The sequence below is a fragment of the Variovorax trehalosi genome (assembly GCF_051216415.1).
Classification (GTDB): Bacteria; Pseudomonadota; Gammaproteobacteria; order Burkholderiales; family Burkholderiaceae_C; genus Variovorax.
This window is the reverse complement of the sequence record NZ_JBPJZG010000003.1, coordinates 1-20267: the sequence shown is the minus strand read 5'-3', so window position 1 is coordinate 20267 and position 20267 is coordinate 1. Positions and strand designations below refer to the sequence as shown.

Annotated in this window: 12 protein-coding genes and 2 pseudogenes; 7 read left to right on the top strand and 7 right to left on the bottom strand. The window is 63.9% G+C overall.

Annotated elements, in window-relative coordinates; translation table 11 throughout:
• Window positions 1-37: 37 nt before the first annotated feature.
• The 3 genes and pseudogenes from ACSFA7_RS12085 to ACSFA7_RS12075 all read right to left on the bottom strand — a co-directional run.
• Window positions 38-1144, bottom strand: coding sequence for a YadA family autotransporter adhesin (locus ACSFA7_RS12085; RefSeq protein ID WP_435500213.1), 1107 nt, complete (start codon window positions 1142-1144; stop codon window positions 38-40).
• A 384-nt stretch (window positions 1145-1528) separates the two neighbouring features.
• A pseudogene (locus ACSFA7_RS12080) lies at window positions 1529-3883 on the bottom strand (hypothetical protein); the annotation flags it as partial.
• A gap of 60 nt (window positions 3884-3943) precedes the next feature.
• Window positions 3944-5344 (bottom strand): annotated as a pseudogene (locus ACSFA7_RS12075) (ESPR-type extended signal peptide-containing protein); the annotation flags it as partial.
• A 431-nt stretch (window positions 5345-5775) separates the two neighbouring features.
• On the opposite strand from ACSFA7_RS12075, the gene ACSFA7_RS12070 reads away from it, so the two are divergent.
• The 6 genes from ACSFA7_RS12070 (at window position 5776) to ACSFA7_RS12045 (ending at window position 14003) form a co-directional block, all read left to right on the top strand.
• Window positions 5776-6513: a response regulator transcription factor gene (locus ACSFA7_RS12070; RefSeq protein WP_435499581.1), complete on the top strand. Its 738-nt coding sequence runs from the start codon at window positions 5776-5778 to the stop codon at window positions 6511-6513.
• A 225-nt stretch (window positions 6514-6738) separates the two neighbouring features.
• Window positions 6739-9054 (top strand): CHASE2 domain-containing protein, encoded by a 2316-nt coding sequence (locus ACSFA7_RS12065; protein ID WP_435499580.1) that lies wholly within the window; start codon window positions 6739-6741, stop codon window positions 9052-9054.
• Window positions 9055-9313: 259 nt separating this feature from the next.
• Window positions 9314-10807 (top strand): NCS1 family nucleobase:cation symporter-1, encoded by a 1494-nt coding sequence (locus ACSFA7_RS12060; protein ID WP_435499579.1) that lies wholly within the window; start codon window positions 9314-9316, stop codon window positions 10805-10807.
• A 29-nt stretch (window positions 10808-10836) separates the two neighbouring features.
• The gene (locus ACSFA7_RS12055) at window positions 10837-11574 is read left to right on the top strand and encodes an aspartate/glutamate racemase family protein (protein WP_435499578.1); all 738 of its coding nucleotides are present in this window, start codon (window positions 10837-10839) and stop codon (window positions 11572-11574) included.
• 49 nt (window positions 11575-11623) lie between these two features.
• A complete protein-coding gene (locus ACSFA7_RS12050) occupies window positions 11624-12388 on the top strand; it encodes a GntR family transcriptional regulator (RefSeq protein WP_435499577.1) in 765 nt (254 codons plus the stop codon).
• A gap of 124 nt (window positions 12389-12512) precedes the next feature.
• On the top strand, window positions 12513-14003 hold the full coding sequence (locus ACSFA7_RS12045; RefSeq protein ID WP_435499576.1) for a nucleobase:cation symporter-2 family protein: 1491 nt from the start codon (window positions 12513-12515) through the stop codon (window positions 14001-14003).
• Window positions 14004-14007: 4 nt separating this feature from the next.
• Here the strand turns inward: ACSFA7_RS12045 and ACSFA7_RS12040 are convergent, their stop codons facing one another.
• Window positions 14008-14865: an aldo/keto reductase gene (locus ACSFA7_RS12040; RefSeq protein ID WP_435499575.1), complete on the bottom strand. Its 858-nt coding sequence runs from the start codon at window positions 14863-14865 to the stop codon at window positions 14008-14010.
• Window positions 14866-14997: 132 nt separating this feature from the next.
• On the opposite strand from ACSFA7_RS12040, the gene ACSFA7_RS12035 reads away from it, so the two are divergent.
• Complete coding sequence (locus tag ACSFA7_RS12035; RefSeq protein WP_435499574.1) at window positions 14998-15414, top strand: hypothetical protein; 417 nt, start codon at window positions 14998-15000, stop codon at window positions 15412-15414.
• A gap of 150 nt (window positions 15415-15564) precedes the next feature.
• Here the strand turns inward: ACSFA7_RS12035 and ACSFA7_RS12030 are convergent, their stop codons facing one another.
• The 3 genes from ACSFA7_RS12030 to ACSFA7_RS12020 form a co-directional block, all read right to left on the bottom strand.
• Window positions 15565-18993: a T6SS effector BTH_I2691 family protein gene (locus ACSFA7_RS12030; RefSeq protein ID WP_435499573.1), complete on the bottom strand. Its 3429-nt coding sequence runs from the start codon at window positions 18991-18993 to the stop codon at window positions 15565-15567.
• Window positions 18986-19930 carry a DUF4123 domain-containing protein gene (locus tag ACSFA7_RS12025; protein ID WP_435499572.1) on the bottom strand — a complete coding sequence of 315 codons (945 nt, stop codon included), beginning with the start codon at window positions 19928-19930 and terminating at the stop codon, window positions 18986-18988. Before ACSFA7_RS12025 ends, ACSFA7_RS12030 begins: the two co-directional genes overlap by 8 nt.
• A 12-nt stretch (window positions 19931-19942) precedes the next feature.
• The coding region (locus tag ACSFA7_RS12020) for a DUF2345 domain-containing protein (protein WP_435499571.1) at window positions 19943-20267 on the bottom strand (325 nt) is incomplete at its 5' end.

Genomic DNA, 20267 nt, shown 5'->3' with positions numbered 1-20267 from the left:
GAAAGACTCCTTCAGTTTCCGCTTGCGCGCTACCCGGTTATTCGAATTCATATCCCACCCCCACGCCGATGTTGAACTTGGTGCCGCTGTAGCCGCCGTTGACCTTGTAGACCCACTTGCCGTTGTCCGAGCGTGCCGAGAAGCCGATGGCCAGCGCGTTGTAGCCCGAGTAGTTGCCCACGCCGACCGACAGCAGCGTCTTGCCCGGCGTCATCACCTGCGGCATCGAACTCATGGCCGTGGCCATCGCCACGCCGGAGTAGGCGATGCGCTGCGTGCTGGCGATCTGGCCTTGCAGCTGGCTCTGCATGGCCGTCAATTGGCCGAGGTTCACGGCGTCCGTCGGCGCGATGCCCGGCGCCACGTTGGAGATCCGCGTGCCGTTGGGCGCCTGGCCGTTGCCCAGGTTGACCTGGCCGTAATTGACCGAGCCGTCCACGTTGGTCGCGTACTGCACGCTGCCCGCCGCCACGGCACCGGAGGCGGCCCGCAATTGCGCCACGTTGGCCGCATCGCTGTCGGCCGTCCCCGCCGCCACGCCGGTGATCTGGCGGAACTGGCCGTTGGCCGCATCGCCCACGGACACCGCAGCCTGTGTGCTGGTGGTCGCCCGGATCGCTGCCGTCTGCTGCGCAGTCGCGGTGCCTGGCACGTAGCCCTGCACGCCTGCTGCCGTGGACGCCACCGAGCCCGAACCCAGCGCCACGCCGCCGGCTTGCTGCACCACCGCGCCGAAGCCGATGGCTGTGCCGCTGCCAGTTGCACGGGCGTTGGTGCCGATCGCGATGCCATCGCTGCCTGTGGCCTGGGCGCCGAAGCCCACGGCCACCGCGCCGTTGGCCGTGGCCTGCGCGCCGTTGCCGGCTGCGAAGGAGTTGTCGCCGCTGGCCACTGACCGTGGTCCGATCGCCACGGATTCCTGGCCGATGGCCTGCGAGTCCGCCGCCGTCGAGTTGGCGTGGAAGTACTTGGTGCCTGTGTTGTAAATCTCGTTGACCGACGTGCTCAGGCTGTTGACGTTGTTGTTCGTGATGTTCAACGCAGTCGACAGGCTTCCCACGCCGCTGGTCACGGTGCTCAGCCCGGTGGACAGGCTGCCCATGCCGGTCGACAGGCTGCCGATGCTGCTGGTCGCCGTGCTCAACCCGGTGGAAGTCGAGGTCGACAGGCTCGCGAGGTTGCTGTTCGTGGTGCTCAGGCCCGTGGAAAGGCTCGAGACGCCGCTGGTTGCCGTGCTGATGCCCGTCGAGAGGCTGTCCACGCTGCTGGCGACGGTGCTGAGCCCTGTAGACAGGCTGCCGATGCTGCTGGTGGCGGTGCTGAGGCCCGTGGACAAGCTGCCGATGCTGCTGGTCGCCGTGCTCAAGCCGGTCGATGTCGAAGTCGACAGGCTCGCCAGATTGCTGTTCGTCGTGCTCAAGCCGGTGGACAAGCTGCTGATGCCGGTCGAGGTGGACGTCGAGAGACTGTCGACGTTGCTCGCGACGGTGCTGAGCCCGGTGGACAGGCTTCCGATGCTGCTGGTCGCCGTGCTGAGGCCCGTGGACGCCGACGTCGAGAGACTGTCGATGCTGCTGGTCGCCGTGCTCAAGCCGGTCGATGTCGAGGTCGACAGGCTGGCCAGATTGCTGTTCGTCGTGCTCAAGCCGGTGGACAAGCTGCTGATGCCGGTCGAGGTGGACGTCGAGAGACTGTCGACGTTGCTTGCGACGGTGCTCAGTCCGGTGGAAAGGCTGCCGATACCGCTCGTGACGGTGCTCAGGCCGCTCGACGTCGATGTCGACAAGCTGGCGAGGTTGCTGTTCGTCGTGCTCAGCCCAGTGGACAGGCTTCCGATGCTGCTGGTTGCGGTGCTCAGGCCAGTGGACAGGCTGCTGATGCCTGTCGAGGTCGAAGTCGAGAGGCTGCCGATGCTGCTCGTTGCAGTGCTCAGGCCGGTCGACGTCGAGGTCGACAAGCTGACCAGATTGCTGTTCGTCGTGCTCAGGCCGGTAGACAGACTGCCGATGCTGCTCGTCGCAGTGCTCAAGCCCGTCGATGCCGAAGTGGACAGGCTGGCTACCGTGCTGTCTGTCGTGCTCAAGCCGGTCGACAGGCTGCTGATGCTGCTGGTTGCCGTGCTCAGCCCGGTGGACGTGGAGGTCGACAAGCTGGCGACAGTGCTGTCCGTTGTGCTCAGGCCGGTAGACAAGCTGCTGATGCCGGTCGAGGTCGAAGTCGAGAGGCTGCCGATGCTGCTCGTTGCAGTGCTCAGCCCGGTCGACGTCGAGGTCGACAAACTGGCCACGGTACTGTTGGTCGTGCTCAAGCCGGTCGACAGGCTGGAGATGCCGCTGGTCGCGGTGCTCAGGCCAGTGGACAAGCTGCTGATGCTGCTTGTCGCAGTGCTCAAGCCCGTAGAGGTCGAAGTGGACAGGCTGCCGATGCTGCTGGTCGCCGTGCTGAGGCCCGTCGATGTCGACGTCGAGAGACTGCCGATACTGCTCGTTGCGGTGCTCAAGCCAGTCGACGTCGAAGTCGACAAGCTGGTCACGGTGCTGTTCGTCGTGCTCAGGCCGGTCGACAAGCTGCTGATGCCGGTCGAGGTCGAAGTCGACAAGCTGGCCACGGTGCTGTTCGTCGTGCTCAGGCCGGTAGACAGGCTGCTGATGCCCGTCGAGGTCGAAGTCGAAAGGCTGCCGATGCTGCTTGTGACAGTGCTCAGCCCGGTCGATGTCGAGGTCGACAGGCTGGTCACGGTGCTGTTCGTCGTGCTCAGGCCGGTAGACAAGCTGCTGATGCCGGTCGAGGTCGAAGTCGAGAGGCTGCCGATGCTGCTCGTTGCAGTGCTCAGACCAGTCGACGTCGAGGTCGACAAGCTGGTCACGGTGCTGTTCGTTGTGCTCAGGCCGGTAGACAGGCTGCTGATGCCCGTCGAGGTCGAAGTCGAAAGGCTGCCGATGCTGCTTGTGACAGTGCTCAGCCCGGTCGATGTCGAGGTCGACAGGCTGGTCACGGTGCTGTTCGTCGTGCTCAGGCCGGTAGACAAGCTGCTGATGCCGGTCGAGGTCGAAGTCGAGAGGCTGCCGATGCTGCTTGTGACAGTGCTCAGGCCGGTCGACGTCGAGGTCGACAAGCTGGTCACGGCACTGTTGGTCGTACTCAAGCCGGTCGACAAACTCGTGATGCCGCTGGTCGCTGTGCTCAGCCCCGTCGATGTCGACGTCGAGAGACTGTCGATGCTGCTCGTTGCAGTGCTCAGGCCGGTCGATGTCGAGGTCGACAAGCTGCCCAGGGAGCTGTTCGTCGTGCTCAAGCCCGTCGACAGGCTCGCAAGACCGCTCGTGGACGAGCTCAATGCCGTGGACAGGCTGCCGATGTTGCTGGTGGCCGTGCTCAGGCCCGTGGATGTCGAGGTCGACAGGCTTTCCAGTGACGTATAGGCCGCAGCCAATTGGCTGCCGTTGATGGCATCGGTGCTGGCGCTGTCCACGCGGCCGGCCGCCACGTTGGTGATGGTGCGCTCGTTGCCCGCCGATCCCACACTCACCGTGCTCGTCGGCGTGGTGCCGGCATAGGTGTAGGTGATGCCGCCGAGCACCCCGCTGGGCGTGCCCACCGCCGCTGCGGTGTTGGACCCGGAGCCCAGTGCGACATCGCCCGCGTTGTTGGCCACTGCCGTGTCGCCGAACGCGACCGCGCCCGCAGCCAGCGCTTTGCTCGTGCTGCCGATCGCGACGCTGCCCTGCCCGACCACGGTGTTCTGGAAGCCGATTCCCACCGCCCCCTGCGCCGCCGTGCCGGGCGTGCTGATGGCCTGCCCGCCGCCGCCGACCATGTTGGTATTGCCCATGGCCACCGAGCCGTTGCCGGTGGCGGTGTTGTCCTTGCCGTTCGCGATCGCACCGTCACCGGTGGCGGTGTTCGGGTCGCCGATGGCTACTGCGCCGTCGCCGCTGGCCACGTTGCCGGAGCCGATGGAGACCGAGCGGCCGCCGGTGGCGGTGGCGTTGGTGCCGATGGCAACCGCTTCGGCCGAATCCGCCAGGGCATTGCTGCCGACCGCGATGGTGCTCAAGGCCGAGGCGCGGGCCAGGCGGCCGACAGCGATCGCTTCCGCCTGCGTCGCGGCCGACTCTCCGCCGATGGCGATGGCATTGGTTCCCGCTGCATTGGCGCCCGCGGTCGCGTTCCCGCCCAGCGCCACGGAACCGGCGCCCGAGGCGCGCACCGCGGTCGCGACGGTGGTCCCGCCCGAGCCGAGCGCGGTGGCGTTGTCGGCAGTCGCGTTGGAACGGGTACCGAGCGCCAGTGCGTCGATGCCGGCAGCGCGTGCTGCGACGCCCATTGCGACGGCGCGATCCTGGGACGCCTCCACGTCCGTGCCGACGGCGATGGCGCCCTGCGCCGTGGCGCCCGCTCCTGGAGCCGTGCGCGCGCCAAGGTTGATGGAATTGATCTTGGAGGCGATCGACTGGAAGCCGATCGCGATGGAATTCTGGGCACTCGCGTTGGCGGTGTTGCCCTGTGCAATGGCATCGAGTGCGAGCGCATTTGCACGGTATCCAAAGGCGATGCTGCGCAGCCCGGTCGCCTTCGTGTTGAAGCCGATGGCGGTTGCGTACGTGTCGCTCGCAATCACGTCCGTACCGATTCCGATTGAACTCTCGCTCAGTGCACCTGTCGCCGAGGCGGTGCGTGCGCCTAGATAAATGGAGTTGACTCCGGTGGCACTGGCTCCGGAACCCACAGCGACGCCATTGACTGCCGAACCCGTGGCGCCACCGCCCACTGCGACGACTCCCGCCGCTGAGGCAACGGCTGATGCACCCACGGCAACGCCGTTTCCAGCTGCCTTCGACTGCACGCCGATGCCGATGGACCCCGGGCCGGCGGAAGTGACGTCCGTACCGATGGCAATCGACGACTCCCCGGTCGCTCCGGTTCCTGGAGCGGTACGCGCGCCCAGGTAAAGAGCATTGACCGCAGAGGCAACGGCACCATAGCCGAGAGTGGTGGCATTCAGCCCCGTACTGGCGGCGTTGAAACCTATGGCCGTGGCTCCGGCCATGGTCGCTTGGGACTGAACACCCGCGCACGTCGAGCTGCCGCTGTAGATGTAGTACGGCGCCGCAGTGCAGTTCACCTGTGCCTGCGCCAACGAGGCCCCCCCGAGCCCACCCATGGCCACCAGTGCGGTCATGACCCCCGCGCGCAATCGCCCTGGCGGGTGCAACGCGGCAGCGCTTCCGGGCGCTGCCTGCACCGAGCTCCCGCTGCGCTTGCCGCGGGCGCTGGTGAATTCCGCCACCGCAACCCAGGCACCGAGCCGCTCGTTCCATAGCGACCGATAAGACTTATTCATACCCTCTCCTCGTGAATGACGGAGCTGGGCAAGCCCTCCGCTGCCCAGCACTCAACTGCCGCTCGAGTCGGTATTTCTGTAATCAGCGGCAACGCCGCGTAACCACACGAAAGACTCTTCGGGCCGGACAGTAGAGAGGGGGTTCAGTTGCGTCTATCGATCTGACAATTGTTGAGAAAGTGCGCACAGAAATTACGAAGTTCTTCTCGCATATCCGCGCTTCATGCAGATGAACGAAGGCTGAACAGCCAACGTGACTGCACGCAAAAGCACTCGATCAATGCCGCGCATTCGCTCGCGCTGCTTGTCGATCTGACAATTCTTGAGATTTCGGACTCATCCCCGGATGTGGTTATTTACTAGAATCAAGTAGCCCTGCTGCATCCCTGCGCGAAACTACGCGTCGCACGCCAACAAACCATCCGGGATCCATGCGAATTGCTGCTCTTGATGACGATGTAGGTCAACTCGATCTCACCAAGATCACGCTCAAGGCAATGAACCATCATTGCCACACGTTCACCGACGGTGCCACCCTTCTCAACGAGTTGCGCCGCGAGTCCTTCGATCTGCTGGTACTCGACTGGGAGCTTCCGGACGTGTCCGGGCCGGAGGTCGTGCGATGGGTGCGAAGCAATTTGAAAGAACACGTTCCCATCCTCTTCGTGACCAATCGACGGGAAGAGCGCGACATCGTGGAAGGGCTGAATGCGGGTGCGGACGACTTCATGAGCAAGCCCGTCAGGGTGGGCGAGTTGACGGCACGCGTGCAGGCGCTGCTGCGTCGTTCATACGGCAAGCCCCAGACCGACAACGAAGTCTGGGGGCGCTACCGGTTCACTCCCGCCATGGGCAAGCTCGAGATCGACGGCAAGGTCATGCCGCTGACACGCAAGGAGTTCGATCTCGCGCTCTTTCTGTTTCGCAACATGGGCCGCCTGATATCGCGCGGGCACATGCTCGAGAGCATGTGGAAAACCAACAACCCGGTGGGCACCGAATTGATGTCGCGCTCGCTCGACACCCATGTTTCCCGCGTCAGGACGGTGTTGGGCCTGCGGCCGGAGAACGGCTATCGGTTGTCTGCGATCTACGGACAGGGCTATCGCTTCGAGGCCGTCGGCAGGCAGAGGCCGGACACGAACAGCATGGTGTCTTGCGAGCTCTGATCTTTTCCCATTCCTTCCTCTTCCATGGCGCAATGAGAACTGTGGCCATCTCTCGCTTTGTCTTTGTCGCGAAAGAAGTTGAATGATGAAGACGCGGCCATAGGCCCGATGTCGACATCTCCTCGCGAGGCCGACGATTTACACCGGCTTGTGACAGGACAACCTGCAGGCACGTTCACGCGCGCATTCGGACGAAGAGGATGCGCGCGCTGGATGTCGTGGCTCATGCTCGTCGCAGCCGCGCTCGCGGTGGTCGTCGGCCTGGACGATTCGTACACGCTGCGGCAACCCAATCATTTCCTGCAGGACGCATTGATCGCCTCGCAGGGCCGCGAGGTGCGCGACAGCCAGGTCGTCATCGTCGAGGTCGACGACAAGAGCCTCGAGGCGCTCGGCTCCTGGCCCTGGCGCAAGACGGCTCACGCACGGCTGATCGATCGCATCACGCAGGATGCGCCGCTTGCGATAGGGCTGGACATTCCGCTCGCGGGCCCGGATGCGCAAGAGCCGGGAGATGACAAGGTGCTGGCAAGTGCACTCAGGCGCAGCGGCAAGGTGGTCCTGATGGCGATGCTGCAAAGCGACGGCGGCAACCCGGTGACCATCGAACCCATCGGCAGTCTCGCGCAGGCGGCAGCGAGGGTCGGCCTCGACCGGCTGCCGGTGGACGAAGATGGCGTATCGCGCGACGTGTACCTGCACGAAGGCCTGGTGGGATTCGAATTCGATCACTTCAGCCTGGCCATGCTGAAGGTCGTCAATCCGCGACACGACTTCGAAGTGCCGCCGGGTGGTGCACAGGCGCAGGAGCTTCCCCACACGCCGCCATCGGGTCGGTGGGTCGACTGGCGACGCTCGCACCAGATGATCGTGCCCTATGCGGGGCCGCCCGGGCGCTTTCGGCGGATCTCCTACATCGACGTGCTCACCGACTCTGTTCCACCTGGCGTCTTCAGCGGGAAATATGTGCTGGTGGGCACCACGGCACCGGCACTGGGCAACCTGTACGCAACACCGGTCGCGGCAAAAGGCAATCTGATGCCGGGTGTCGAGATCAACGCCAACGTGCTGGACAGCCTGTTGCGCCGGCACGACCTGTCGCCCGCGCCGACGTGGCTGAACATCGCGTTGAGCCTCTCGGCCGTGCTGCTCGCGCTGATCGGCATGGCCTTCCTGGAGCCGCTGGCGGCGTTGCTTCTGACCGGTGCATTGGCGCTGCTCCTTCCGCTCGCAACCGTGCTGGGCAATGTGCTGCTGCAACTTCAGTTCTCCCCCGCCGCGGGAGTGTTGGGGCTGGGCGTCACCTATGCACTCTGGAGCTGGAGCCAGTTGAATGCGGCAACCCGCTATCTGATCGACGCGTCGAGGCATCTGCGTGCAAATGTCAGTCTCGCGCAACCGCCCGCAACCAGAAAACACCTGTCGGGCGACTTCCTTGATCGCCGGATCGAGGCGTTGATAAATGCCACCGAGCACCTGCGCGATCTGCACAGGTTCGTGAGCGACAGCCTGGACAACCTGCCCGACGTGACGCTGGTGTGCGATCGATACGGGCGTATCCGCCTGGCCAATGCCGCGGCGGCACGCTACTTCAACGCGACTGCCGGCATGGCGCTGAGCAATGCATCGGCCGTTGCACTCATGCGCCGCATCCACTCTCCCGCCGACCATCGACCCGTGATCACACCGGAAGCGCTGGCCGGCCCTCCTGCGGCGAGCGCGGTGTCGGCCCGGGATGAACATGCGCATGACCTGCTGGTCAAGCGCGTGCCTTCGCTCAGCGCCAAGGGGCGACACATAGGCTGGATCCTGAGCCTTGTCGACGTCACCGAATTGCATCAGGTCCAGCGCCAGCGCGACAGCGCCCTGCACTTCCTGAGCCACGACATTCGCGCGCCCCAGACAGCCATCCTCACGCTGTTGACGCTCAGGAAGCGCAGTCCCGAAGCCATGACGCAGGTCCAGCTCGAGGAACGGATCGAGCGCCACGCACGAAAGGCGCTGTTGTTGTCGGACGGCTTCATCCAACTCATGAGAGCCCAGTCGCAGCGCTACCGCTTCGAGCCCTGCGACCTGTCGGAGTTGCTGCTCGAATGCATCGACGACGCGTGGGAGGCCTGCGAACGCAGGCAGATCAAGGTGACCATGTTCCGGGGTTCACAAGAACCGTTCAGCCGCGTGGACCGCGACCTGGTCTCCCGCGCCATCGGCAACCTCCTGGGCAATGCGCTCAAGCATGCGCCTGCGCATTCGGCGATCACTTGCGCGGTCGAGACGTACGCGGGCGATTGGGCCGTTCTTGTGCAGGACCAGGGACCGGGGATTGCCAAGGACAGGCAGACGGAGATCTTTGAGCCCTTTTCGCGGACCCACTCGAGCGTTCGCGCCGACGGTGCCGGTCTTGGCCTGGCCTTCGTGAAGACGGTTGCCTCGCGGCACGGCGGCAAGATTCTTCTGAACAGCGCTCCGGGGCGCGGCTGCTCGTTCAGGCTCGTCCTGCCGCGGGCAACTCTCGCCCCTGCACGGAGCTTGCCGGACTGAGTCACCAAACTGGTCTCTCTTGCTCGGCGCGGCCTGCGCGACTTCGTACTGGATCACTGCAGCCTTGCCATGCTGCAGGTCGGAACACCTTTTTTGCCGCGGAACAGCGCCCCGCATCAGGGAATCTACGGATATATGATCCCGCGAATGGTCTTGATTGCGTGCATTTTTTGTATACAAATAACGCACTCGAAATGTGGCGCGATATTTGCGTCGAAAACGGGCTTCATCTCCCCAACACTTGCACGAGGAAAAGACCATGAGCACAGTCGTGAGCCACGCCCCCGCCGGGGCCAGCGAAGCGGGCATTGCGCCGCACGCGGAATCGAACGCCCTCATCAAGCCCGGCTACGACCCGCGCCTGACCAACGAGGACCTCGCCCCGCTCAAGAAACAGACCTGGGGCCAATACAACATCTTTGCGTTCTGGATGTCCGACGTGCACAGCGTGGGCGGCTACATCACGGCCGGCAGCCTGTTCGCCCTCGGCCTGTCGAGCTGGCAGGTGCTGGTGTCGCTGCTGGTGGGCATCGTCATCGTGCAGTTCTTCTGCAACCTCGTGGCCAAGCCGAGCCAGGTGACGGGCGTGCCCTATCCGGTGGTGTGCCGCGCGCCCTTCGGCGTGCTGGGCGCGAACATCCCGGCCATCATCCGCGGGCTGATCGCGGTGGCCTGGTACGGCGTGCAGACCTACCTCGCGTCCGCCGCCTTCATGGTGCTGGCGCTGCACATGGCGCCCGGGCTGGCGCCGTACGCCGATGTCGCGCAGTACGGCTTCGTCGGCCTCTCCGCCCTCGGCTGGGTCGCCTTCATGGTCATGTGGGTGCTGCAGGCCTTCGTGTTCTGGCACGGCATGGAAGCCATCCGCAAGTTCATCGACTGGGCCGGCCCGGCGGTGTACGTGGTGATGGCCGTGCTGTGCGGCTGGCTGGTGTGGAAGGCGGGCTGGAGCAAGATCGACCTGAATCTGGGCGGCATCAAGTTCCAGGGCTGGGACGCGCTGCCGGTGATGCTCTCGGCCATTGCGCTGGTGGTGAGCTACTTCAGCGGCCCGATGCTCAACTTCGGCGACTTCTCGCGCTACGGCAAGAGCTTCGACGCGGTGAAGAAGGGCAACTTCTGGGGCCTGCCGGTGAACTTCGTCTTCTTCTCGCTGCTGACGGTGATCACCACGGCCGCCACGCTGCCCGTGTTCGGTGAATTGATCACCGATCCGGTGCACACCGTAGGCAAGATCGACAGCACCACCGCCGTCGTGCTGGGCGCGCTGACCTTCATGATCGCCACCATCGGCATCAACATCGTCGCCAACTTCGTCTCGCCGGCCTTCGACTTCTCGAACGTGGCGCCGCAGCACATCAGCTGGCGCACCGGCGGCATGATCGCCGCGGTGGGCTCGGTGTTCTTGACGCCCTGGAACCTGTACAACAGTCCCGAAGTCATCCACTACACGCTCGACGTGCTGGGCTCGTTCATCGGGCCGCTGTTCGGCATCCTGATCGCCGACTACTACATCGTACGCAAGCAACAGATCGACGTGGACGCGCTCTACACCATGAGCAAGCAGGGCAAGTACTGGTACAGCGGCGGCTACAACCCGAAGGCGATCCAGGCGCTGGTGCCCTCGGCCCTCGTGCCGATCCTGTGCGTGATGATGCCGGCGCTGCGCGGTGGCGCGAACTATGCGTGGTTCATCGGCATGGGCCTGGGCTTCGTGCTCTACGTGCTCCTGAACCGCAACAACAAGACTTGAAACACCGAAGAGAAAGAAAGGGCCGCGCCGTGCGCATCAAGATCATCAATCCCAACACCACCTGGAGCATGACCGAGAAGATCGGCGCCTGCGCCCGCACGGTGGCGCACGCCGGCACGGAAATCGTCGCGGTCAGCCCGGCCATGGGGCCGGTTTCCATCGAGAGCCACTACGACGAGGCGCTGGCCGTGCCCGGCCTGCTACAGGAGATTGCAGCGGGCGAACGCGATGGCATCGACGGCTACGTGATCGCCTGCTTCGGCGACCCGGGCCTGAAGGCCGCGCGCGAACTGGCGCGCGGCCCGGTGGTCGGCATCGCCGAAGCAGCGATGCACCTGGCCAGCATGATCGGCAGCCGCTTCAGCGTGGTCACCACGCTGGGCCGGACGATGGGCCAGGCCTGGCACCTGGCCGAGATCTACGGCATGGAGCGCTTCTGCGCCAACGTGCGCGCGTGCGAACTGCCGGTGCTCGAGCTTGAAGAGCCGGGTTCCAACGCGCGCGAACGCATCGTCGACGAATGCCGGCGCGCGCTGGAAGAAGACGGCTCCGACTGCATCGTGCTCGGCTGCGCCGGCATGACCGACCTGTGCGAACACATCAGCGACCTGCTGGGCGTGCCGGTGATCGACGGCGTGGCCGCGGGCACCAAGCTCATCGAATCGCTGGTCACGCTGAAGCTGCAGACCAGCAAGCGCGGCGAGCTCGCGCGGCCCCTGCCCAAGACCATGACGGGAGCGCTCGAAGGCTTCACGCTCCGCGGGTGATGCGGGCCGGCGCGGGCGAAGGCATCGAACGCTGAGCCACAATCTCCGCATGCCCCGCGCCAGCACCAAAACCATCGCCTCCCCCGCCCCGACCGACACCATCGCCACTCCGGCCGAGAACGGTGCAGCCGTTGGCAAGGGAAGCTCCATCGAGCGCATCGCCCAGGACATCGCCACCGCGATCGTCGAGAAGCGCCTGCCGCCCGGCACGTGGCTGCGCGAAGAGGCGCTGGGCCGCGTCTACTCGGTGAGCCGCACCAAGGTGCGCGCGGCGCTCCTGATGCTGTCGAAGGACAAGCTCATCGAGATGATTCCCGACAAGGGCGCCTTCGTCTCGCAGCCTACGGTGCAGGAGGCGCGAGAGGTGTTCGCGGTGCGCCGCATTCTGGAAAGCGAAGTGGTGCGCCTCTTCATCGCGAATGCGCGGCCGCGCGACTACCAGGCGCTTGAGCAGCACATCAAGTTCGAGCGCGCGGCGCTGCGCCAGAGTCCCGCGATGGGCGCGGTGCGCGAGAAGGTGCTGGGCGATTTCCACGTGGCGCTGGCCGAGGCCACGGGCAACCACACGCTGACGGAACTGGTGCGCGAATTGGTGGCGCGCAGCTCGCTGATCGCGATGCTCTATCACTCGTCGAACGATCCGCACTGCTCGTCGGACGAGCACTCCGACTTCCTGCGTATCTGCCGAAAAGGCGATGTGGAAGGTGCCGTGGCCTGCATGACCGAGCACCTCGAACGCATCGAGGCCAGCCTCGAACTGGGCACCGACAAGCCCGACCGGCAGCTCGACTTGGTCAAGGCGCTGCTCGCCTGAAGCCTGCGCCGGGGCACGGCGCTTGCACTGCACGCAGACGGCGTGCGGGTTTTCCTGCATGCAGATTGCGGCATAAATTGTATACAGTTTCGCGTACACAATGCAGTCCAGCAGGAGATACACGATGACGGGCGATAACCTTTCCCCAGCAGTTCACCCCGTGGACCAGCGCCTGCCCTCGGGCAAGCTCGCGGCCCTCGGACTGCAGCACGTGCTCGTGATGTATGCGGGTGCTGTCGCAGTGCCGCTCATCGTGGGCCGCGCGCTCAAGCTCTCGCCCGACGAAGTTGCGCTGCTGATCTCGGCCGACCTCTTTTGCTGCGGCATCGCCACGCTGATTCAGGCGCTGGGCGCCACGCAGTGGTTCGGCATCAAGCTGCCGGTGATGATGGGCGTGACCTTCGCATCGGTCGCGCCGATGGTGGCCATTGCCAATGCCAACCCCGGGCAGAACGGCGCGCAGTTGCTCTTCGGCGCGATCATCGGCGCGGGCGTGGTGTCGATACTCATCGCGCCGCTCGTGAGCCGCATGCTGCGGTTCTTTCCGCCGGTGGTCACGGGCACCATCATCGCGGTCATCGGCATCAGCCTGATGCGCGTGGGCATCAACTGGATCTTCGGCAACCCCGTGGGCCCGACGGCGCCCGCGCTGGTCGACCCGGTGTATGCCAAGTGGCTCGCCGAAGTCACCTCGCCGGGCAGTTCGATTCCGGCGGTGCCCAAGGGCTTCGCGATCATGCCCACGGTGCCCAACCCCAAGTACGCGGACCTCTCGGGCTTCGGCGTGGCCGCGCTGGTGCTCGTGTCGATCCTTTTGATCGTCAAGTACGCCAAGGGATTCGTGGCCAACATCTCGGTGTTGCTGGGCATCGTGATCGGCGCGGTCGTCGCCACGTTCACCGGGCTCATGACCTACGAGAAGGTCGGCAAGGCCGCGTGGGTCGACATCGTGCTGCCCTTTCACTTCGGCATGCCGCAGTTCGACCCGATCCTGATCCTCACGATGACGCTGATCATGATCGTGGTGATGATCGAGTCGACCGGCATGTTCCTCGCGCTCGGCGAAATGACCGACCGCAAGATCACGCAGAAGGACCTCGCCAAGGGCCTGCGCACCGACGGCCTGGGCACGCTGATCGGCGGCATCTTCAACACCTTTCCGTACACCAGCTTCTCGCAGAACGTCGGCCTCGTGGCCGTCACCGGCATCAAGAGCCGCTACGTGTGCGTGGCGGGCGGCGTGATCCTGGTCGTGCTGGGGCTGTTGCCGAAGATGGCGGCGCTGGTGGAGTCATTGCCCACCGTAGTGCTCGGCGGCGCGGGCCTCGTGATGTTCGGCATGGTGGCGGCCACCGGCATCCGCATTCTGTCGGGCGTGGACTTCAAGACGAATCGCCACAACGCCATGATCGTCGCGGTGTCGATCGGCGTCGGGATGATTCCGTTGATCGCACCCAACTTCAAGCAGTGGATGCCGCATGCGATCCACTCGCTGATCGAGTCGGGCATCCTGCTGGCATCGATTGCTGCCGTGTTGTTGAACCTGTTCCTGAACGGCGCGAAGCACGACGAGCAGGCCGTGATCGCGGCGGCCAAGCACGCGGACGCGCACTAGGGAATCAGATCATCGCCAGCGGCGTCTTGCGCCGCGGTGGCGGGTGCAGTCGGTCCAGTTCGGCGAGGATCGCGGCATCGAGCTTCAATTCAGCGGCGGCGAGATTTTCCTGAAGGTGCGCGCTGCGTACCGCCTTCGGAATCGCGACGACGCCGGGCCGCGCGATCACTGCCGCCAGCGCGAGTTGCGCAGCGGTCACGCCAAGACGCTGCGCCAATTCTCCGAGTGCATCGTCGCCGGCCAATGCGCCCTGGTCGATCGGGCTGTAGGCCATCAGCGGCATGCCGCGTTCGCGCAGCCACGGCAGCAGGCTGAACTCGGGGCCGCGCTCGCCGAGCGACAGGTACACCTGGTTCGCTGCACAGCCCGGGCCACTGCCGATGACGCCCTCCAGTTCCTCCATGTCATCGGTATCGAAGTTGCTCACGCCCCAATGCGCGATGCGTCCACCGGCCACCAATGCGTGCATCGCCTCGACCGTCTCGCTCAATGGATGGCTGCCGCGCCAGTGCAGCAGATACAGGTCGATGGCATTGAGCCCGAGCCGTTTCAGGCTGCGCTCGCAGGCCTCGCGCGTACCGCGGCGGCTCGCGTTGTGCGGGTAGACCTTGCTCACGATGAAGAGCTCGTCACGCCGCACGTCGCCCGCGCGCAGCGCCTCACCGATGGCCTGGCCGAGCACGGTCTCGGCGCCGCCTTCGCCGTACATCTCGGCCGTGTCGATGAGCCGGTAGCCCAGCACGATGGCTTCGCGCACCGCGGCGACCTCGGCCGCGTGACGAGAGGCCACCTCGCCCATGCGCCAGGTGCCGAGGCCGAGGACCGGCATCTCGCCGCCGGTGGGGAGTGGGAGTGTTCGCATTCGGGCAATGGTACGAGAGTGATGCGAGAGAACGGCATGCATGCCCGCTTGCCCGGAAGGGGTGACTTTCGACACTGGCGGGCCGGCCACCGGCCTCCTAGAGTCCCTGCGGAAACCTTCACGCCACCCTGAATGAATCACGCTGCACCGGACCCTGTAGTCACCGCTTTCGACGTAGTCGAACTCTTCGCGGGCGACGACGACGGCATGCTGTGGCTCACGCTCGGCTTTGCCTCGCTGGGCGAACCGCTGGACGTGCTGCACATCGTCTGCGGAAAGATGCCCACCGGCATCCTCGAAGAAGACGCGCTGTACCTGGAGCGAACGAGCCAGGACTTGGCCTGCAGCGGGGAAGTACTGGCGCTCGCGGTGCGGAGCGACGGCCTCGCGCTCGTCCTCACCCCTGAAGGCGCCGGCGCGCTCGAATTGCCCGAGCACGTGCGCTTCACTTTCAGGGCGCAGCCGGCGCTCTTTGCGCAGGCGGTCGGGATGCTCGTGCAAATGGCGGCGCTCGGACACGCCTGCATCGCGGCGAACGGTGGCCCATGAGCGGCGGCCACTATGTCCGCGAATGCGGCTACACCCAAAAGGCGTTGGTTACCCGCCGTGTATGTGTTCATGCTGACCTCGATGTGGCTGCCAGTGCTCAGCCCGGAAGACTGCGCGGGCTGCGGGTTCCGGCTGACATCCAAGCTGCACTCATGGGGATCTGATGACCTCATTGATCACATAGTCCTGGCTGAGGGCATCGGCCCGCACCACTACTCGGGCCTGGGCACCGGGGTATCGCACTGCGTCGACAGGAATCTCCAGGTGCGTGAAGCCATTCTTCTTCTCCTCGGTAAGTTTCGGGTCCGCGACTCCCCCCAGGTCCTTCGTTGAGGAATAGACATAGCCTCGACCCAGGACATAGACGGACGTAGAGCCACCGCCCGGATTGTCCAATGTGATATCGATGCTCCATTCGAGGTTGTCGCGTAGCGTTTGGGGCATCCACAGTCGCAGGTCGATCGATTTGAAGACCCCGATTTCCTCCTTGATCGGGTCCTTCGCGGCTCCTCCGAACGGAGAACCGCGAATGATTGCCTCTTGCGTCAGATTGCGCCCATACGTGCTCATGGTGTCTTGCACACCCATGGAATAGTCGAATTCCACGCGAATTCCCATCAGGAGTTTGTTGAGTTCCTGCTGCTCCACTTCAAAGCTGCCCCATTCGGCCGAATCGAGGCTGAAAAAAGGCTTGGATGCGGCCCCGCGCCAGATGGTTTTGGCAACCCATTCTTCCGTGGGTGTGTCCTTCAACAGCACAGCGATGTAGCCAACGCTGACAGCAAGCCCGATCAGAATCAGGCCCCAACCAGTCCACGACAACCCCAGCAGACCCGTACTGGCAACCGAGGCCGTGCCTGCGCTGACGGCGGCTGCTTCGGCACCGACCTGCGCAGCTGCCATCAACCCAGCCCAGCCGGCCATTCCGAAAAGAACGCCGGACGCCAAGTACGCGGTTCCTGAATCCGTATCGTTCTTCTCGAATCGCGCGCACGCATTGACTGCAGCAAAACCCGCATCTACAAACAATCCGAGTGCAGACAGTCTGCTGGCCAAAAGCTTCGCGCGATTGGCGCGGTCTACCCAATGCCTGCCGCTGTCCTTTAGCGCCGTGTTGAGCATCTCACCACTCTCTTTCAGTACCTGTTCGGACACTTCCGCCATGGCGCCGACGACACCCAGGCCAGAATTTGCAAGACCAAACCACGCAGCTCTGCGTTGTTCCTGCGACCCATGTTCGAGCATTTCGGCAGACTTCTTGAGCGAGAGCCCGTGCAGCATGGCGCCCGCCAACGAGAACGCCGCGGTACCACCACTCATTGCGACAGCGGAACCACGTGCAAGTGTCGTCAATTGCGCTGCCGTCCATCCGATCGCACGCGCAGTTGTCGTGCCTGCTGCGGTGCGCCCCGCAGCGGCAGCCAGCTGGCTCAATTTTTCAGGCGATTCGTTTGTAAAGACCCATACATCGATGATCATATCGATGCCACGAAAATGCCCCGCCAAGGCCAGGCTCAGCCCGCCTGCCTGGAATGATTTGCGCAGCCTTCCGACGACCGCATTTCCGGCCCTGCTCGCCTCTCCCGCCGCATTGCGGGCGATTTCCGCGCGCACGCTCTCCCAGTAGCTCACCGCCTCGGACAATCTCATCTTTACCGCGTGAGCCTTGGTGCCGTTCAGGCCCGTGGCTTCGATGATGTCGCACATGAGTGCCTTGTATTCCTCACGTATGGCGCTGGAGAGCGGGTCGGTTCCCTTCCTCGCCATGACGACAGCGCCAGCAATGCCGATCAAGGGACTCGCAACGAGTGCAGCGGCATTTTTCAGCGCTGGGATGGATGCAATCGCCGTGTTGTAGAACGGATATTTGGCCAACCATTGCTGGCTGGCCAAAGGGGCGGCGATCACCCCCCTTCCGGTGTTCACGAACGCCTCACGTGTCTCCTCGAACAGCTTGAAGATGTTCTTGGTTTCCTTGTGAATCTTGGTGGACTTGAACACGTCGAAAAAATCCACCTGATTTCCAAGCATCGCACGCGTCAGCAACGCCTGACTGTCATATGGACTGTCCGAAACAAGCGCCTTGTACCACTCGAGCCCGGTGATGCTCATGTGCCCTCCGAGCGTGATCTGCGCGACGACATGGGCATAGTGCAAACCGTCGATACGCTCTTTGGGACCGAAGTCGTTCTCCGTCACCAGCTTGCGGGCGTCGGACTGGAGCCACATGCCATGGTCAGGTTCGATCTGTGCGAGAAGGTACTTGTCGGCTTTGGAGAGCCTCTCGAACTCTTGCAGGAACTTCCGAAACGGATAGTTGGTTCGACCGTTCGATGCAAGCTTGTTGAGCACACGGGTCTTGAGATCGGCTGTGCCGTCGTCGATTTCCCCTTCACTGGGAAGCACGATCCTGCCGCCACTGAAATCGGGATAGCTTCCAGCTCTTGGAACCGGGCTTTCACGACGATTGGGCTCCCAACGGGCTTGGGGTGGAAATTTTCCAGCTTCCTGTTGCCGTTGAAACTCCGCCTTCGTGATCGGCTTGCCGTTCAAATACGCCACGTCCTGCATGTGCTGCTTGGCTGAATCGCCGCGTGCATCGATCTCCTTGAGCAACCCCTCGATGGCCAACGCCGATTGAAGCAACCACTCTCCGTTTTTCTGCTTGCCAATCCACGAAGCAGCGCTGTTGCACTGCGTCAGACGCATGTAAGCCGATTCGGAGGTCACCCCGACGGCATCGGGCACACTGACCATGTGGACATGGCTCATGGCGTATTGCCCCTCCGAAGCAGCCACCAGACGCTGGGCCGCCTGAATGACCTGACGTGCGGTTTCGGGCCGCACCCCGGCTTTTCCCGGGGCAACCTTGTGCAGACTCAGAGGAGGGAATGGTGTGCCCAGTAGGTCGTTGGGCTGTCGCTTCTTGTCGTAGTCCGCAACGAGCTCCAGGATTGCTTTTTCGGTCAACGGCATTGCACGCTCGGCTTTCCCCTGCGAAGCCTCGATCAGCGTCATGCGCTTGAGCCGCAGCTCCTCGCTGGACGCATACAGATCCCGAACCGGCTTGGACCAGGGGTGGTCGCTGTAGCCGACCCACACCGAGCCGGCATACTGAGCCTCGGGAATCACAAGCAGCATCGCATTGGCGTAGGCGTCGGAGCGCTGGCACACGAAACCGTCATCGTGGCTGGTGCTGTTCGTGTAGGGAACGGCATGCAGCGGGAATGGGCTGAGATAGCCACCATCGCTGACACGAAAGATCTGCCACCCTTCGTCGCTTATCAATTGCGGGGTGTGCGGTGTTTTGTAGTACACAACAACAAAGCCCGCGCGCAGCGTGCGCATGACATAGCTGCTGTAGGTCAACGCTACTTCAGCGGTATGCTTATCGAGGAGCGGTCGTGCCGCGTCTTGCTTGTCTTTCGCGTACTTCCTCTCGGCAAGCCCGGGACGCACGAGCAGCACCGGCAATCCGGCCTTGATGCATGCAGGACAGCCACCGGCGGCGCATCCGGGCGTACCGGCCGCCGCTTTCTGCGCCGCCGCCGAGTAAGTGGGGGACGTCGTATCAGCCAAGTTCTTCTCCCTCTGCGATCGATCGAGACTGTCCAGATCCGGCGCGGCGCTCCAACTCATCTCGAATGGCGTTCCAGCCTTCGGGGTCGGGGATATCGTCGAGCGCCTGCGCGAGCGTGACTTCTCCGCGCAAGGCACGAGCGATGGCCGAGTGCACGATCGGATGTGTGATCAAGCGCGGGTGTATCTGCAGCACATAGGCACCTAACAGAACCCTGTCTTGTCGGTTCGACAGGCCAGCGGAAATGACTGTGCGCGCCACCTCGGACGCTTGCTGCAAATAGTCTTCGGGCAGCGCGCCCGCGAACCGCAGCCATCCGCGCAGCAAATCCTGAACCGCCTCATTGCTGCCCGCGTGTGCCCACTGGCCGGCACTGAAACTCGGACTTTCCAGCACGACGCCAGGGGCGATTTCATAACGCATGAGCCTTCCGCACCGGTCGAGGCTGCACCAGCATTGCATGGGGCCCAGGAGACCCGCTTGCTGATTCGGCGTGAGGGCGGGCCACATCCACTCCATGACCCTTCGATCGGCCCAGCGTATGAGCCTTGGCGTTGCCTCATTCGAAAGGCCGCCGTTCATGCATCGGGCAAGGTGTCGAACCAGCGCATCCGCAGGCGCTGCGCACAGCAACCAGCCACCAAGAGCAAAGCCTTGCTCACCCTCCGTATCGGGGTCAGCCTGCTCGCTGAGCGCCAAGGCCAGGCTCGCTTCCAGCAGATGCGTGTCGTGCGGATGCAGGTGAATCAACCTAGGACGCTGTTCAGGCTTCAGCAACGGGTGATGCACAGGAATGGTCCACACATCACGCGACTCCGCTTGTGGCAAGTCTTCGGAGAAGGGCTCGCGCAACATGGGGTCCACCAGCACATAGGCCGACAGCATGTCATCCGCTTGCAGCGTTTCACCCAACTGCCTGACAAGGCGTTCAAGCATGAGTGTTCTGTCTCACAGGGTTACAGCGCCACTTGCGGCGGCATCGTTCTGCTTCGGGCAACTGCTCAATTCGCTCTTGCCTACCGAATTACGGTTGCTGTCCCCTTGCGGCCCGACGAAGTTGTGCATCCCCCTGAACGTCACCTTCCCCGGTGCATGGATCTTGATGCTCGAGCCTTCCAGCTTGATGTACGCGCCTGCACTGGTCAGCAGCACGTGCTTGGGCGCCTCGACATCCACGTTCTTCGTCGTGCTGGCGATCGTCACCTTCTTGTCCGCCGCGATCTTCGTCGCGCCCTTCTGGCTCTGCAGCGTCACGCTGCCGCTGGCTGCGTGC